The organism is Aeromonas sp. 3P (assembly GCF_051919745.1).
Classification (GTDB): domain Bacteria; phylum Pseudomonadota; class Gammaproteobacteria; order Enterobacterales; family Aeromonadaceae; genus Aeromonas; species Aeromonas veronii.
The window spans coordinates 3,462,195-3,477,294 of the sequence record NZ_JBQBED010000001.1 but is presented as its reverse complement, the minus strand read 5'-3'; the positions used below and the strand labels follow the sequence as shown (position 1 = coordinate 3,477,294).

Sequence of the window (15,100 nt, the reverse complement as noted above, 5' to 3'; positions counted from 1 at the left end):
GAAGCGATATCAGTGACGAACAAACTCGTAGTGCTGATCGATAAAGTCAGCAACACGCTGGCTCAGTACCTTGTGCACCGTCCTGGTCGGATGCACCTGATCCCAGAACATATGCTCATCGCAGTTGAGAGTTGCGGCTCGCCCTTTTGCTTGCCCGCTCACCACCGCCTGCGCCAGGATCGGGTTACCGGTAATAGCCACTCTTTCGGAGACACTCAAAGCCGGGGTCGCAGCCACCTCGGCGGCGCTGCCGGAGAATGGCTTCCACGTATAGCCGCCACCGTAGCAAGCGTGTTCTGTGTCACTCAGACCAAACTGCTGGGGATCGCGCATCATCTCGTCAAACTGCTTGTCCACTTCGAACAGCTTCACGATGCCAAGGGGAGCCAGCTCGCGAGTGAGGTTCTGCAACTTCTGGTTGTGGTAGCTGGCCACATGGCGCACCTTCTCCACCACCTTCATGCTGCGGGCTGACGGGGTCTGCCCCAGATCCGGGATGTTGAACAGCAGGATCTGCTGCGCACCGTTGAGCACCAACCGGTTGGATGCCAGCCGGATGGTATCGATCACCCGATCCGCATCCCGCTCGGTGTTCCAGCCATAGGCCAGATAGTCGTTGGCACCGACCCAGATCACCACCAGATCATCGGGACGGAACTTGTCCTTTTTCAGGAACTGATCGATCTCGTAATCGAGGTTGTTGATCACCTGATATTTGGGGTCCCAGGACCAGAAACCGAGCCAGCCGTTCAGAGCCCCCAGATGGTTATAGGCCACCGCGGTCGCACCGCCTTCCGCCTCGTTGGCCACGACCAGACCGGGGAAACGCTCGTCACCCAACTGCTCCAGCCACACCGGGCCGTTGCTGAAACGCCCGTTGAAGTAAGGTGGGCTGGAGGGGAGATACCCCCGCATCTTTTTGTACATCTTGCCGGTGTCGGAGAGGCTGTCACCAAACATCACGACCCGGGAAAAAGGTTGGCGTCCCTCTGCCGCTTGCGCGGTCAATGCCATTAACCCCAATAAACAAACAAGCCATTTTTTCATATTGTTATGCTCTTCGATTAAGCAGGTGAGACCTGCGGACTTCTCCTCGAGTGGCGACAGGCATGGGAAGAGTCTGCTGCCACTGACTTCTGGTGAAGGCGACAGATTACAGTTCCAGATGAAATCACACATGTTCCGCCACCGATGAAATCGATTGCGCTCACAAAACAGACAATCACACCAGCCTATTTCTTTCACGCTTGTTTCACGCCCCCCCCGGCACAATGCCCTCATACCAACGACAGGAGTATGAAATGAACAAGGCAAGCGCAAGCGTAATCGGACTGTTGACCCTGATGTCTGTCTCCTCTTTTGCCATGGCGGCCTATACCGGCCCGCAGGAGCAGAACAAGGTTTCCGTTGCTCAACTGAAAGATCTGGCCGATGACAGCTGGGCCACCCTGGAAGGGAAACTGGTCAAGCACCTGGGCGGCGAGAATTATCTGTTCCGTGATGCCAGCGGTGAGGTGGAGGTCGAAGTGGATCAGGATGTGTGGCGCGGCACCGAAGTGGGCCCGGATGATCAGATCCGCATCCGTGGTGAAGTGGACCACAGCTGGAACAAAACCGAAGTGGAAGTGAAAACCCTGGAGAAAGTGGGCGCGGCCCCGCAGACCAAGGGCGGCTTTATCGCCAAATAAGGCCACTTCAACGACGAACTGGCCAGACGTTAAAAGGGCGCTTGATATCAAGCGCCCTTTTGCATGGTTAACCCAGCGTCACAGCTTAACCGGCCCGACTAGAAAAAGCTCTCTTGAACCCCTTCTCGGCCTGATTGACCTTGTAGAGGTAACGGCGCGCCTCCTCTTTGGGATGCTGCTCGGTCAACACCTGATAGACCGCCTCGGGGGAGAGCCGGTTGATCCGGCCCGGCGCCGCCTTGCGATCGCTGGAGAAGGTATTGAGTACCCCGCCCGCACCACCGTTATAGGCGGAGATCACCGCATAACGACGGGAGCGCGGATCCTGAATATCCGCCAGATAGACGGTCTGCAACAGGTGCAGATAGGCGGTACCGACATCGATGTTGTAGGCCGGGTTGAACAGCTCCTCCCGGGTTGGCTGGCCATTCTTGCCCTTGACCCGCACATAGACGTCACGACCGGCAGTAGCCGGGATCACCTGCATCAGGCCATAAGCGTTGGCATGGCTCACCGCATAGGGGTTGAAGCTGCTCTCGGTCTTGATCACCGCATAGATCAGGCTCTCCGGCACGCCGTATTTGCGCGACGCTTCCCGGATGATCCCCGCATACTTGTAGCCCCGTCGATCTTCATGGTTGGCCACCATGGGAATATCGACGAAGAAGATGGTGCGAATCCCCAGAGTGCGCTTCTTCATCGCCGTGTTGAGCAGGTAATCGGCATAACGCTCGGCGCGCCAGGAGGCGCGGATTGGCTGGCGCTGATTGTCCAGCACCTGACCGTAGAGGAAAGGCTCGCCGCCGGTCAAAATTTCCCGGTCGGAGTACAGATCCACTTCCGCCGGATCGTCCGGGGTCAGCAGAGTCTCGATGATGGCGCGGCGCAGGTGAGCGCGGGGATCGATGCCCGAGACCGTCTCCACCATGATGTGACCGCTGGAGAAGTCGATGTGGGCCCGGCTCTTGTACTGATCCGTGTATTTGACGTAGTCAAACTTGCCCGCAAACAGCGCCTCCCGCCCCCATATCTCGTTCACGTTATGGGAGAGCGCGCTGATCATGTGTTCAAAACCGCGGATGTCCTTGCCGTTGACCAGATCGTCATCCTCACTCCCGCTGGGCTTGGGGGAAGATGAGCAGGCAGAGAGAAACAGCAGGGTGCACAGCAGCCAAAAAATTCGGCCCATAGGATCCTCAAACCGGGCAGCAGAGCTGCCCATCATTCATTTGCTGCGACTTCAGGAGCGGTCACGCCAGTGTGGCGCCATTCCCGCACCTGTTCACACGTACAACAGCCGGAGAGCTTACTGGGCAGGCGGGGTGTAACCTTCGATCTGCACCTCACCTGCATCAAACAGGTAGCTGACCATCTCTTTTTCCAGCAGTTGGCGATGCTCAAGATTCATCATGTTGAGCTTTTTCTCGTTGATCAGCATCACCTGCTTCTTCTGCCACTCGGCCCAGGCTTCCTTGCTGATGTTGTCAAAAATCCGCTTGCCGAGCTCACCGGGATAGAGTTGGAAATCCAGACCCGGGCCCTCTTTTTTCAGGCGTTGGCAAAATACAGTACGGCTCATGTTGACCTCTATGGTTGTAACTCTGGATAGGCGAGGAGACGGGCCGTGGCGGCCGCCAGCCCCACCTCGGCAGGATGGCGTAAGTTATACCAGAGTCGGTTATCTGCTTCCATGAGCCGCAGCGGCTGCGCCTCATCAATGTCAATCAGCAGCGGCTGAATATCGAGATGGAAGTGGCTGAAGGTATGGCGAAAACCGGCCAGTTCACGATAACCGTGATGGCTCAGGCCGAGGGATGCCAGCAGACCATCCACCTCCGCCAGCGAGGCCACCTGCGGGAAGCAGTAGAGCCCGCCCCAGATCCCCTGTGGCGGCCGCTTCTCCAGCAATAACTCGTCACCATGGCGGATCAACAGCATGATGCCATCGCGAGCCGGAATGCTCTTCTTGGGCTTGCTGTTGGGATAAGCGGTAGGCTTGCCTTGCGACAGCCCCTGGCAATCGGCCCGCACCGGGCAGCGATCACAGGCAGGCTTGCTGCGGGTGCAGATAGTGGCCCCGATATCCATCATTGCCTGATTGTATTGCGCCACTCCCAGCTTGGGGGTGAGCCGGATGGCGATCTCCCACAGCTCGTTCTCCACCTGTTTTTGGCCGGGCCAGCCCGGCAGCGCCAGCCAGCGGGTAAGCACCCGCTTCACGTTGCCATCAAGGATGGCGTGGGGCTGACCTAGAGAGAGCGACAGCACGGCCCCGGCGGTTGAGCGGCCAATCCCCGGCAGCGCCATCACCTCGTCAAAGCGCTCGGGAAAGAGGCCGTGGTGATGATCGCGGATCTGCTGGGCCGCCTTGTGCAGGTTGCGGGCCCGGGCGTAGTAGCCAAGCCCGGTCCAGTGGTGCAGCACCTCGTCGACAGGGGCATCGGCCAGCGCCACCACATCCGGGAAGCGCGCCATAAAACGCTGGTAATAGGGGATGACTGTAGCGACCTGAGTCTGCTGCAGCATGATCTCCGAGACCCAGACCCGGTAAGGGGTCTTCTCCTGCTGCCAGGGCAGGGTTTTGCGGCCATGAAGCTCGTACCACTCCAGAACCCGGCTTGCGAAGGTTGATTGATTCACGTTGTTCTCATGTCGTTGATATAAGGGGAGCTCTGCGGTTCCTTCGGCTCATCTGGCCTGAGCGGGCATAAAGTCATCCCGCAGCACAGCGCCAGCTATCTGGTGCGGCAGCGTAAGGCCTCGTCACGGCCAAGTCAAAGCCGCGCTGACTGGCGCTGCGGGCAGGTGGTGGTCAGGCAGCAAAGCGATAACAAAGACGATATACTCGGCCCCACGATTTATGACGGGAGAGACGGTTTGCAGACTTATCTGGTTGGGGGCGCAGTGCGGGATCGCCTGCTGGGATTGCCGCAGGGCGACAGGGATCATCTGGTGGTCGGCGCCACCGTGGAGCAGATGCTGGCGCTGGGTTTTACCCAGGTCGGTCGCGACTTTCCCGTGTTTCTTCACCCCAAAACCCAGCAGGAATATGCTCTCGCCCGTACCGAACGCAAACAGGGTCAGGGCTACACCGGTTTTGTCTGCCACGCCGCCCCCGATGTGACGCTGGAGCAGGATCTGCTGCGCCGGGATCTCACCATCAACGCCATCGCCGAAGATGATCAGGGCCAGCTCCACGATCCCTACGGTGGCATCGAGGATTTGGAAAAGCGGCTGCTGCGCCACGTATCTCCCGCCTTTGCCGAAGATCCGCTGCGCATCCTACGGGTCGCCCGCTTCGCCGCCCGCTTCCACGCTCAGGGCTTTACCATCGCGCCGGAAACCCTCGCCCTGATGAGCGAGATGACGGCCGCTGGCGAGCTGGCCCACCTCACGCCGGAGCGAGTCTGGAAGGAGCTGGAGAAGGTGCTGCTGGGGCCGACCCCGCAGATCTTTATCGAGGTGCTGCGCCAGTGCGGCGCCCTCAAGGCACTCTTCCCCGAAATCGACGCTCTGTTCGGCGTCCCCGCCCCGGCCAAGTGGCACCCGGAGATCGACACCGGCATCCACACCCTGATGGTGCTGGAGCAGGCGTGCCGGATCTCCCCCGAGCTGACAGTGCGCTTTGCCGCCCTCTGCCACGACCTTGGCAAGGGAGTAACCCCCAAGGAGTTCTGGCCAAGCCATCACGGTCACGGCCAGAAGGGGCTGCCGCTTATTCGCGCCCTGTGCGAGCGGTTCCGGGTTCCCAACGAGTGCCGGGATCTGGCGCTGCTGGTGAGCGATCTGCACACCCACATCCACATCGCCTTTGAACTCAAGCCCGCCACCCTGCTCAAGGTGTTCGACAAGGCGGATGCCTGGCGCCGCCCCGAGCGCTTTGCCCAGTTGCTGGATGCCTGCCGCGCCGACTTCCACGGCCGTACCGGTTTCGAGGAGCGGGTCTACGCCGAGCCGGACTATGTGGCCGAAGCGCTGGCTGCCGCCCAAGCGGTGCCGGTGAAAGAGATAGTGGCGGCCGGTTACAAGGGAGAAGAGATCAAGGAGCAGCTCGCCAAAAAGCGCACCGATGCCATCAGCCGCATCAAGGATGAGTGGACCTTTATCGAGGAGTAACCTCGGCCCCATAACAGACGGCCGCTCTGATGATGAGCTCCGCAAGGAGAACATCGCCAGGGCGGCCGTTTTGCATCCAGGTTTATATGTGAAGGGGTGCTAACCCCTGCTGGTGCCGTTATGCCGGACCAATTCGCTCCATCAGGCTCATATGGGATGAGCCATCGTGGCGCTTGAGATTCTGGCGATACTCAAACTGGCGCTGGCTCTCCTGCTTGAGCCCCAGCATCAGCGAATAGCACATCGCCAGCATGATCACCGAGAAGGGCAGCGCGGCTATGATGCTGGCCGCCTGCAAGGCCGCCAGGCCGCCGGAAACCAGCAGAATAGCGGCAACCAGCCCCTGCCCCAGACCCCATATGGCGCGGTGCAGTACCGGCGGCTCCTGATCACCGATGGAGAGCAGGGTGGTGATGACCAGCGTGCCCGAGTCACTGGAGGTGATGAAGTAGGTGCAGATGAGCAGGGTCAACACGGCCTTGGCGATCCAGCCGAAGGTATCCCAGTGCAACAGCTCGACCGTCTTGTAGAGCGCCAGCGTCACATCCTGATTGACCGCCGCGACCACGCCGCCGCCACCAAACAGCTCCAGATTCATCGCCGTACCGCCAAACACGGTGAGCCAGAACATGCCGAGCAGCGAGGGTACCAGCAGCACACCGAGCACAAACTCGCGGATAGTACGCCCCTTGGAAATGCGGGCGATAAACATGCCGACAAACGGCGCCCAGGCAATCCACCAGCCCCAGTAAAACGCCGTCCAGCTCGACTGCCAGGCCGAGGTGCCGTTGGCCTCGGTGTTGGTCCAGAAGCTCAGTTTGACGATGTTCTGCAGGTAATCACCGATGTTCTGCACATAGGCGTTGAGGATATAGGTGGTCGGCCCCAGCACCAGAAAGAGTGCGAGCACGAACACGCTCAACCAGATATTGAGCTCGGAGAGGATCTTCACCCCGCGCCCGACCCCGGAAACCGCCGACAGAGTGGCGATCAGGCTGATACCGCCAATCAGCCAGAGCTGGTTGGACTGCGACACTGCCATACCGAACATCTGGTTGAGGCCGGTATTCATCTGGGAGACCCCCAGACCGAGGGAGGTTGCCACCCCGAACACGGTGCCGAACACCGCCAGCACATCGGCCGCATGGCCCCAGAAGCCGTAGATGCGCTCACCGAGAATGGGGTAAAGCACGGAGCGAATAGCCAGCGGCAACTTGCGGCGATAACTGAAAAAAGCCAGCGACAAGCCAACGATCACATAGATGGCCCAGGGGTGCAGGCCCCAATGGAAAAAGGTGAGGCGCATGGCGATCTGGGCCGCTTCCGGGGTCATCCCTTCGGTAATGAACGGATTGCCCTGCAGATGGTTCATCGGCTCGGCGATGCTCCAGAACACCAGACCGATCCCCATGCCCGCGCTAAAGAGCATGGAGAACCAGGCGAAGTAGCCGAACTCCGGTACCTGGTCGTCGTCACCCAGTCGGATGCTGCCAAAACGGCTGAACATCAGGTAGACAGCGAAGAACAGGAACAGGGCGACCACCAGAATGTAGTACCACTTGAACCCGGCAATAATCTGATCCTTGGCACCGACAAACCAGGCGGCTGCGGTATCGGGAACAAAAACGCCAAACAGCAAAAACAGGGTGATCACGGTGAGGGCCGTCATGGCCATGGTGGGGTTGAGGCCTTTCAATAGCCCTTTGCTTGCTCGCATCCAGCCTCCTTAGTCGTTGTTGAAAAAGTCTTCGCCCACATGATCACCGGCCCCGCCGATGGCACGATAGACCAGTTTGCCGGCCGCCTGTTCGCGGTGATCCACCAGCGAAACCGAGGGCTGGCCGTTCACGGCGTGACGCTTGCCAAGGAAGATGGCCATGGGGACACCCAAATTGGAGACACCGCTGGTGATCCAGAGGCGGTTGAAGTCGTAAGAGCCGCCGATGAACTCCAGCTGGGCCAGGCCGGTATCGAGGCCGGTCAGATAGAAGTTCATGGCACTTTCGTCAGGAAAGAGGTGCACCAGCACATAGGCGTAGCGTAATTCATTCACCAACTCCTTTAGGTTGAAAGTACCTGTCTCACTGCAAGAGAGGGGTAACTCACCATCATAGTGGTGCACCTTGAGGTTGTTGGGGTCTTCATCATAGGCAGGCTGATAGCGCACAAAAGCCGAGGTATCCGGCAGTTCATAGCGCACTCTGACCACACGTAACTCGGCCACCAGAGACTTGATATCCAGCTCGTCATTCATCATTTCGCTCCTCAAATGTCAGGGTGAATTCCGTGAAATACCCGTCAACCTAACACAAAATTAATTAGAGCAGAAATTATTACAACAAAAACCATATTGACCTTGTGACGAATTAGGCGGAAAATTTTGCCCCTCTCCATAGCCCTCCAATGACGCACACCCCATGGAAAAACATGATGAAGTGCTGGTCGCCCTGCGCCAGATTATTCGTGCCATCGACATGCACTCCAGGCGCTTGATCAAAGAAGCCGGGCTCACCTCCCCGCAACTCTTGCTGCTCAAAGGGATCGACGAGTTGGGACAGATCTCCATGCGTCAGCTGGCCGATCACACCAACATGAGCCAGGCCACCGCCACCACCATCATGGACCGATTGGAGAGCCGTCAACTGGTGCAGCGCGTTCGCAGCAATACCGACAAGCGCAAGGTTCACGCGACACTGACTGACGCAGGCCGCGCCCTGCTGGCCCAGGCCCCGACCCCGCTGCAAGAGCGCTTCATCCAGCGTTTTCAGGCGCTGGAAGCGTGGGAACAGACCCTGCTGCTCTCTTCCCTGCAACGCATCTCCGCCATGATGAATGCAGACGAAATCGACGCAGCCCCGGTGCTGAGCGTCAGACCCCTCACCGAAGAGCAGGCATAAGCTGCTGAACAATTTCAGGCATAAAAAAAGCTCCCGAACGGGAGCTTTTTCGATCAGGGGCCGCAGAGGATTACTCTTCCAGGCTGATCCCGATATTGGAGACGCCATCCTGAGAGGCGAATACTCTGATGGCCAGGATACGATCGCTGTCGCGCTCATGAGCAACCCGCTTGAGCAGCTCGACCTGGAACTCCAGCTCGGCTTCCATGTACTCGTGCTCGTAGAGCTCCTCTTCGGTCAGATCCCGCTCTTCCAGCAGCTCGATAAAACCGGCCACGGTACCGACTGACGCATGACTGGCATCGTTGGCCTCTTCGCCAACCCGGCAGATCACCGAGTTATAGGCGCAGCCCAGCGCAACACAGGCATCCAGCGCCGGATAGGCACCGTAGGATTCAAACTTGCGGGGGTCCGGAATGTGAGACTCGAACTCTTCGAGAATGGCACCCAGATTGACCCGGGATCCCTTGACGGTGAGGTAGACCCACATCTGATCCAGCGCATGCCGGAAAGCGCCTGCATTGCCAAAGCCGGAAGCCTGACAGAACAGGGCATAGTTGGGGTACATGCGCTCTGCCAGCGCCAGGGTGTAGACGGTCTGTTGCCAAGGCTGTAGCTCGGCCAGTCGCTTATAAAACTTGTCACCAAACACTGGAGTCGGATCCTTTGCAAAATGTGGGGCAGATTGTAGCCCACGAGGGGCGCGGCGAAAACGAAAAAGCGCCCTGGTCGGCTATGTTGCGATATGAAGTCAGGTAAGATGGGTCGAGAGCGGCATCTTGTTGCGCCGCAAATTCTGATAAGGAACAAGAGTATGAGCCAACGTACCCTTCTTTTGCTCAGCCAGGATAATGCTCACTACGAACGGCTGCTCAAGGCCGCCAACCTCCCCCACCTGCGCATTCTGCGGGCCGATAACCAGAGCGATGCCGAGAAGCTGATCGGCGAAGCCCATATTCTGATGGCCGAACCGGCCCGCGCCAAACCGCTGCTGCCCAAAGCCAACAAGCTGAGCTGGTTCCAGTCCACCTATGCGGGAGTCGATGTGCTGCTCGACCCTGACAGTCGCCGTGACTATCAACTCACCAATGTGCGTGGCATCTTCGGCCCGCTGATGAGCGAGTATGTCTTTGGTCATCTGCTCAGCCTGATGCGCCAAATCCCCCTTTATCGGGAGCAGCAGAAACAGCGACTGTGGCAAAGCCACCCCTATCAGGGCCTCAAGGGGCGCACCATGCTGATCCTGGGTACTGGCAGCATTGGCCAGCATATCGCCCACACCGGCAAACATTTTGGCATGAAGGTGCTGGGCATCAGCCGCAGCGGTCGGGAGCGGGCCGGGTTTGATCAGGTTTATCAGCTACCTGCGCTCAACAAGATGCTGGCGCAGGCAGATGTCATCGTCAGCGTGCTGCCAGCCACCCGCGATACCCGTCATCTGTTCAATGCCGCCCGCTTCGAACACTGCAAACCGGGCGCCATCCTGTTCAACGTCGGCCGTGGCAGCGCCGTACACTCGGGCGATCTGCTCACCGCACTGCGCACCGGCAAGCTGGCGATGGCAGTGCTGGATGTGTTCGAGCAGGAGCCGCTGCCCGCCGACAGTCCACTGTGGGGCCAACCCAACCTCATCGTCACCCCCCACAACAGCGCCTACAGCTTCCCGGATGATGTAGCCCAGATCTTTGTGCGCAACTACATCCGCTTTATCGATGGCCAGCCACTGGATGGCAAAATCGACTTCGACAAGGGTTACTGACCTCACTGCGCATGTAAAAAGGCCCCGCCAATCTGGCGGGGCCTTTCATTTCAGGCTGTGACGACAGGAATCAACCCGCGGCCAGCTCCTTGCGGTAGCTCTTCACCTTGGCAAGGAACTGACGACGCTCCTTGCCGCTGAGCGGTTCAGCCATCGGCAGCTTGGCTGTCATGGCATTGACCGGGCGGTTGTTGATCCGCAGCTCGTAGTGCAGGTGAGCACCGGTCGAGCGACCAGTATTGCCGGAGAGGCCGATCTTGTCGCCCATCTTCACTCGCTGACCGGTTTTGACCAGCAGCTTGCTCAGGTGCAGATAACGGGTAGAGAGAGTACGGCCATGTTTGATGACGATATAAGTGCCCGCCAGCGGGTGGCTGGTTGCCTTCTGGACGATACCATCACCGGTCGCCAGCACTGGCGTGCCCACCGGCACCGCAAAGTCGGTGCCCTCGTGAGGACGCACCATACCGGTTACCGGATGTTTGCGCGCCGGGTTGAAATTGGAGCTGATCCGATAGCGGCTGTGGGTCGGGTAGCGGCGGAATCCGCGCTCCAGACTGTTGCCCTGACCGTCGTAATAGTTGCCGTCATCGGAGAGCCAGGCCGACACCGTCTTGCCCTGGCTGGTCACTTCCACACCCAGCAGCTGGCTGTTGCCAGTGCTCTTGCCTTCCACCGTCTCCTGGCGTACCAGCACTTTGAACTTGTCGCCCTTCTGCAGATCCTTGGCGAAATTCATCCGCCACTGGAACAGGTTGGCAATTTTCTGGATATGGTTGGCCGGAATCCCCGCATTGCGGGCACTGACATAGAAGCTGCCGTTGATCACGCCGTTGTAACGCTGCGGTTGCCACTCAACCTTCTCATTGATCATGGAGGCGGTATAGGCATCATCGCTGCGCGCCATCACCAGCGTCTGCTTGATGTTCAGGCGGATTTTGAGTTGCTGCAGGATGTTGTCCTGATCGATCAGCAGCTCGATATTCTGGCCCGGCTTGAGGCGCGCCAGATAGTTCTTGTTGTCCGCGTCCAGCACCTTGTAGAGGGTGGTGGTGGAGAGACCGAGATTGTTAAAAATGGCGGTCAGGTTTTCGCCGTTGCGGACCCGGTAATCCTGCCACTGGGGGGTGGTGTCGACCGGGATGTCGTCATCCGGCACACTCTGCTCAACCAGTTCGTGATCGGGAATTTCGTTAAAGTCGGTGTTGTTTTCGTTGGTTGCCGTACCTGCGGTATCAATGGGCAACTCAAGACGCAGCGGCCGCTCGAGGATGTCACCCGGAGCTGGCAATAATGCCACTGCTGACAGGGTCATGGCCGTCAGCATCAGCATGGCGTAAAAGTGTTTGCGGGGAACCGGTGGTTCCCAATTGGCAGCCTGTACTACCAAGGGACGGAGACGTTTCATCCGCTATCCTGTATTTAGATCTAAAGAGTGTGAGTTGCGATGTCAGTTGTGACAAAACCGTATAAAACTGTTTGTTGGACACAAATAGTTACAAATAGTTCATCACAATCTGCATGAACCTCACATTTTATGCATAACCCGCCCGGATGGGCAGAAATGATCGTCTTTTTTAACCATTTTTTCCTATTTTTAAGAACCGGGTCGGATTCGATACTGAATAGAAACCTGGAATGTTGCGATAACTTTTCCATGGAGTGGATATGTCGTTAGCAAAACTGTTAATCAGAATAATTGTCGTCCTGTTCCTGATCGGTGCAGCGCTGCTGTTTGCACTGGAAGTCACGACGGTCCGCCAATCCATCCTCGACCAGATGTCAGCCAACCTGGAAACCGCCATCACCGCTCTCGGGCTGGTGCTGCAAGGAACCCTGCTCAATGACGACAATGTGCTGGCCGAGACCATCGTCAATGCCATGTTCGATGGCGGCTTCGTCAGCTCGGTCACCTTGATCGATCCTGATGGCCAGTTGCTGTTTCAGAAGGTCTTCCACTCTACCCAGCAAAATGTCCCCGGCTGGCTTCCCTCGGTTATCGGCATGCCCCCCGTCAAAATTGAGCAAGAGTTGACCGATGGCTGGCGCATGCTGGGCACTCTGACCCTTGAGGGGCATAGCGGCTACGCCTATCAGCATCTGTGGAATGCCATCAGTCGCACCGGTCTGGCACTGCTGGCGGGCCTCGTCGTATTTACCCTGATCATCTCCCTGGTGTGCAAACGCCTGCTGCAGCCCCTGGAGCAGATCAACCTACAGCTGATCCGCATCCGCAAACACCAGTTCAACAGCACCCTGCCTACTCCCTGGTTGCAAGACCTCAAAGAAGTGGCACTTTCCATCAACCAATTGGTTTCCGAACGCAAACGGGATCTGCTGCAACAACGACTCAAAATCACCCAGCTGGGAAAACAGCTGCCACTGACGCCCCCACAGCCGCTGCAAGGAGTGAGCCCACTGCCGGAAGGCGGGCAACTGCAAAAATTTGTCTCCACACAAGGGGAGATCGCCCTCTATCAGCGTTTCTTGCCCAGTCAGCCCCTCGGTGCCGACAGCGATCTCGCAACCATCCAGAGCGCCCTGCAACAGTGGCAGCACTCTCATATAGAGGGGATCTTGCTGCCCCTCTCCCTGCTCAATCACCCGCAATGGTCCGAGATCGCCCCTCTGCTAAGCCAAGGCCGCGGCAAAACTCTGGATTGGCGCTGGGATGTGGTCACCTTTCCCGCCCACGGCCAAGCCACATTGGCTGCGTTGCAGGAACAGGGGTGTGAGCTCGCCTTCAGCGCCATTCCCCTCAATGCGGATACCTTCAATCAACTTGACCCGCTCAATCCCATTTTTATCAGCTGTCAGCTGACCGATGAGCCGCTCTACTGGAATCTGCTCTCCCAAACCATGCATGCTGCTGGCTATACCCTACTGGCAGAATCGGGAGAGTGCCGCGACATCGACAAACTGCGGACCTGGGGTATCGATGGTTATGCCAAGGAGGCGCAATCATGAAGAAGCTCGCCATGCTGTTGCCCCTGATGTGGCAACCCTGCCTGATGGCTGAAACCGTCACTATCACCACCGGGGGTGAGCAGGGGATTTATCACCAGATAACCAAAGAGTTTTGCCGTCTGGCCCATGAGGTCGATGAGCAACTTGCGTGCACATTGCAGAGCTCATCGGGTTCAATAGAAAACCTGAAGCAGCTGAAGAGTGGCGAGACCTCCTACGCCATGGTGCAGTCAGACTGGCTATATCAGGCAAGCCAGGGCTTGGGCCCTTTTGCCACGCAGCCGCAACCTGAGCTGCGCGCCCTGTTTGCCACCCATGCCGAGCCCTTCACCATAGTGATCCGTGCCGATGGCGATATCACTTCACTGGAACAGCTCAAGCTCGCCCCCATCGACATGGGGTTGAAGAACTCGGGAACACGCCAGACGGCGCTGACCCTGTTCAACATCTTGGGAGCGAAAGAGCAGGATCTCGATCTGAAGAGCATGGCCAACCTGCCGGATGCGCTCTGCAGCAAGCAGATCGACGCATTTGCACTGGTGATGGGACACCCTAACCGGATTGTGCTCGACACCGCCAAACGTTGCGCGGTCAGTTTCCTCCCCATTGATGGGGCCACCCGAGATCAATTACTCAAAGGGGTCAAATATTACCAGCGCAGTCAGGTGCCCGCCCGCATCTACCCCGGCAATCTGAAGGCGACCCCTACCTTTGCCATTGCCGCCACCCTGGTTACCAATGCCAGCATGCCGGAAGAGTCTGTCTATCGCCTGACCAAGGCCATGCTGACCCAGCAAACCAAGTTCAATGAGCAGACTTATGGCTACGCCAATATGTTTCACCGGGCACGCAATAAAACCGGCCCGGTGCTGAGTGTTGAACAGCATCCGGGCGCAGCGAAATATTTCGATGAGTTGAAGGCGGCGGGCAAGCTATAACTGACGACGGGGAGAGCGCAGTTGCTCGCTGGAGAAACGGGTCTTCATCGATGTCCACTGCGCCAACCGATCGGCACTCCCCGCCAGCGTCCCTTCCCGCCGTGACTTCATGATCCAGATGCTTTTGGCATCGAAACTGTAAACGGGAATGAGGTCGGTACGCTTGCTGCCCGGCAGGATCCGGCTGTTGATGTTGTCGAGCACCAGTGGATCAGCCTTGGGCGTCGGGAAGTAGAGCGTCACCATGTGGAATTGGTTGTAACGCACCGCCTTGACGTAGGCCAGTCGCAGCTTCTTCTCATCCACCCCCAGCTCCATCAGGGTGTAGTACTTGGAGATGCTGTAATCCTCGCAATCCCCACCCCGGGCACCGATGAACTCCAGCGGATTGGCCCAGTAATCCTCATCTCCCCACAGCTTGGGATCCTCGCTATAGGTCAGATTGTTGAAGTAGTTGTTCACCAGCTCGATCTTCTGCTGGTCGGTTGTACCCGCTCTGGGAGTGAGCAGGCGAGAGAATGCCTCGGCCCGTTGAATGGCGCGGCCACCATACACTTCCTGCAGCTTGGCCCGCAGATCCGGACTGGCAATATATTCGGAAAGACGCGAAGCCTGCACGTTGGCGCAACATAGCGCCAACGTGCAGGCCGGGATCAACAACCATTTCATACCGGACACTCCATGTCAGATGCTGGAGGTCAGTATAGCCCCTCCGGATGAGAGACTCAGCCGCTG

At 58.2% G+C, this 15,100-nt stretch carries 15 protein-coding genes; 6 read left to right on the top strand and 9 right to left on the bottom strand.

Features of this window, described 5'->3' with window-relative positions:
• Positions 1–9: 9 nt before the first annotated feature.
• Positions 10–1,047 carry an SGNH/GDSL hydrolase family protein gene (locus ACTG19_RS16130; protein WP_113739851.1) on the bottom strand — a complete coding sequence of 346 codons (1,038 nt, stop codon included), beginning with the start codon at positions 1,045–1,047 and terminating at the stop codon, positions 10–12.
• 254 nt (positions 1,048–1,301) lie between these two features.
• Between ACTG19_RS16130 and ACTG19_RS16125 the strand changes: the two genes are divergently transcribed.
• The gene (locus tag ACTG19_RS16125; RefSeq protein ID WP_005335826.1) at positions 1,302–1,688 is read left to right on the top strand and encodes a YgiW/YdeI family stress tolerance OB fold protein; all 387 of its coding nucleotides are present in this window, start codon (positions 1,302–1,304) and stop codon (positions 1,686–1,688) included.
• Positions 1,689–1,773: 85 nt separating this feature from the next.
• Here the strand turns inward: ACTG19_RS16125 and mltC are convergent, their stop codons facing one another.
• The 3 genes from mltC to mutY all read right to left on the bottom strand — a co-directional run bounded on the left by mltC (position 1,774) and on the right by mutY (position 4,328).
• Positions 1,774–2,877 (bottom strand): membrane-bound lytic murein transglycosylase MltC, encoded by a 1,104-nt coding sequence (gene mltC / locus ACTG19_RS16120; RefSeq protein ID WP_031227922.1) that lies wholly within the window; start codon positions 2,875–2,877, stop codon positions 1,774–1,776.
• Between the two features lie 117 nt (positions 2,878–2,994).
• On the bottom strand, positions 2,995–3,267 hold the full coding sequence (locus ACTG19_RS16115) for an oxidative damage protection protein (protein ID WP_005335828.1): 273 nt from the start codon (positions 3,265–3,267) through the stop codon (positions 2,995–2,997).
• Positions 3,268–3,275: 8 nt separating this feature from the next.
• On the bottom strand, positions 3,276–4,328 hold the full coding sequence (gene mutY / locus ACTG19_RS16110; RefSeq protein ID WP_042052456.1) for an A/G-specific adenine glycosylase: 1,053 nt from the start codon (positions 4,326–4,328) through the stop codon (positions 3,276–3,278).
• A 237-nt stretch (positions 4,329–4,565) separates the two neighbouring features.
• Here mutY and ACTG19_RS16105 point away from each other — a divergent pair, with 237 nt between their 5' ends.
• The gene (locus ACTG19_RS16105; protein ID WP_113739852.1) at positions 4,566–5,804 is read left to right on the top strand and encodes a multifunctional CCA addition/repair protein; all 1,239 of its coding nucleotides are present in this window, start codon (positions 4,566–4,568) and stop codon (positions 5,802–5,804) included.
• A 118-nt stretch (positions 5,805–5,922) separates the two neighbouring features.
• Here ACTG19_RS16105 and ACTG19_RS16100 read toward each other — a convergent pair whose 3' ends face one another.
• Together ACTG19_RS16100 and ACTG19_RS16095 are read right to left on the bottom strand one after the other, a co-directional pair.
• Positions 5,923–7,521: a BCCT family transporter gene (locus ACTG19_RS16100; protein WP_108541240.1), complete on the bottom strand. Its 1,599-nt coding sequence runs from the start codon at positions 7,519–7,521 to the stop codon at positions 5,923–5,925.
• Between the two features lie 9 nt (positions 7,522–7,530).
• The gene (locus ACTG19_RS16095) at positions 7,531–8,058 is read right to left on the bottom strand and encodes a hypothetical protein (RefSeq protein WP_069526903.1); all 528 of its coding nucleotides are present in this window, start codon (positions 8,056–8,058) and stop codon (positions 7,531–7,533) included.
• A gap of 163 nt (positions 8,059–8,221) precedes the next feature.
• Here ACTG19_RS16095 and ACTG19_RS16090 point away from each other — a divergent pair, with 163 nt between their 5' ends.
• On the top strand, positions 8,222–8,701 hold the full coding sequence (locus ACTG19_RS16090; protein ID WP_021231719.1) for a MarR family winged helix-turn-helix transcriptional regulator: 480 nt from the start codon (positions 8,222–8,224) through the stop codon (positions 8,699–8,701).
• A gap of 70 nt (positions 8,702–8,771) precedes the next feature.
• Here the strand turns inward: ACTG19_RS16090 and ACTG19_RS16085 are convergent, their stop codons facing one another.
• Positions 8,772–9,353: a YjaG family protein gene (locus tag ACTG19_RS16085; RefSeq protein ID WP_005335839.1), complete on the bottom strand. Its 582-nt coding sequence runs from the start codon at positions 9,351–9,353 to the stop codon at positions 8,772–8,774.
• Positions 9,354–9,515: 162 nt separating this feature from the next.
• On the opposite strand from ACTG19_RS16085, the gene ACTG19_RS16080 reads away from it, so the two are divergent.
• Positions 9,516–10,460, top strand: a complete 945-nt coding sequence (locus tag ACTG19_RS16080; protein ID WP_005363043.1) for a D-2-hydroxyacid dehydrogenase — start codon at positions 9,516–9,518, stop codon at positions 10,458–10,460.
• A 70-nt stretch (positions 10,461–10,530) separates the two neighbouring features.
• Here the strand turns inward: ACTG19_RS16080 and mepM are convergent, their stop codons facing one another.
• Positions 10,531–11,868, bottom strand: coding sequence for a murein DD-endopeptidase MepM (gene mepM, locus ACTG19_RS16075; protein WP_113739853.1), 1,338 nt, complete (start codon positions 11,866–11,868; stop codon positions 10,531–10,533).
• A 260-nt stretch (positions 11,869–12,128) separates the two neighbouring features.
• Between mepM and ACTG19_RS16070 the strand changes: the two genes are divergently transcribed.
• Together ACTG19_RS16070 and ACTG19_RS16065 are read left to right on the top strand one after the other, a co-directional pair.
• Complete coding sequence (locus tag ACTG19_RS16070) at positions 12,129–13,427, top strand: LapD/MoxY N-terminal periplasmic domain-containing protein (RefSeq protein ID WP_434471888.1); 1,299 nt, start codon at positions 12,129–12,131, stop codon at positions 13,425–13,427.
• On the top strand, positions 13,424–14,365 hold the full coding sequence (locus ACTG19_RS16065; RefSeq protein ID WP_274161114.1) for a TAXI family TRAP transporter solute-binding subunit: 942 nt from the start codon (positions 13,424–13,426) through the stop codon (positions 14,363–14,365). Before ACTG19_RS16070 ends, ACTG19_RS16065 begins: the two co-directional genes overlap by 4 nt.
• Here the strand turns inward: ACTG19_RS16065 and ACTG19_RS16060 are convergent.
• The gene (locus tag ACTG19_RS16060; protein ID WP_005335848.1) at positions 14,360–15,034 is read right to left on the bottom strand and encodes a transglutaminase-like cysteine peptidase; all 675 of its coding nucleotides are present in this window, start codon (positions 15,032–15,034) and stop codon (positions 14,360–14,362) included. The two genes, ACTG19_RS16065 and ACTG19_RS16060, sit on opposite strands and share 6 nt — an antisense overlap.
• Positions 15,035–15,100 lie beyond the last annotated feature (66 nt).

Excerpts from the sequence above, each read along its gene's own strand:
- ACTG19_RS16130 (WP_113739851.1), bottom strand. The coding sequence starts at position 1,047 with ATGAAAAAATGGCTTGTTTGTTTATTGGGGTTAATGGCATTGACCGCG.
- ACTG19_RS16125 (WP_005335826.1), top strand. The coding sequence starts at position 1,302 with ATGAACAAGGCAAGCGCAAGCGTAATCGGACTGTTGACCCTGATGTCT.
- mltC (WP_031227922.1), bottom strand. The coding sequence starts at position 2,877 with ATGGGCCGAATTTTTTGGCTGCTGTGCACCCTGCTGTTTCTCTCTGCC.
- ACTG19_RS16115 (WP_005335828.1), bottom strand. The coding sequence starts at position 3,267 with ATGAGCCGTACTGTATTTTGCCAACGCCTGAAAAAAGAGGGCCCGGGT.
- ACTG19_RS16100 (WP_108541240.1), bottom strand. The coding sequence starts at position 7,521 with ATGCGAGCAAGCAAAGGGCTATTGAAAGGCCTCAACCCCACCATGGCC.
- ACTG19_RS16095 (WP_069526903.1), bottom strand. The coding sequence starts at position 8,058 with ATGAATGACGAGCTGGATATCAAGTCTCTGGTGGCCGAGTTACGTGTG.
- ACTG19_RS16090 (WP_021231719.1), top strand. The coding sequence starts at position 8,222 with ATGGAAAAACATGATGAAGTGCTGGTCGCCCTGCGCCAGATTATTCGT.
- ACTG19_RS16080 (WP_005363043.1), top strand. The coding sequence starts at position 9,516 with ATGAGCCAACGTACCCTTCTTTTGCTCAGCCAGGATAATGCTCACTAC.
- mepM (WP_113739853.1), bottom strand. The coding sequence starts at position 11,868 with ATGAAACGTCTCCGTCCCTTGGTAGTACAGGCTGCCAATTGGGAACCA.
- ACTG19_RS16070 (WP_434471888.1), top strand. The coding sequence starts at position 12,129 with ATGTCGTTAGCAAAACTGTTAATCAGAATAATTGTCGTCCTGTTCCTG.
- ACTG19_RS16065 (WP_274161114.1), top strand. The coding sequence starts at position 13,424 with ATGAAGAAGCTCGCCATGCTGTTGCCCCTGATGTGGCAACCCTGCCTG.
- ACTG19_RS16060 (WP_005335848.1), bottom strand. The coding sequence starts at position 15,034 with ATGAAATGGTTGTTGATCCCGGCCTGCACGTTGGCGCTATGTTGCGCC.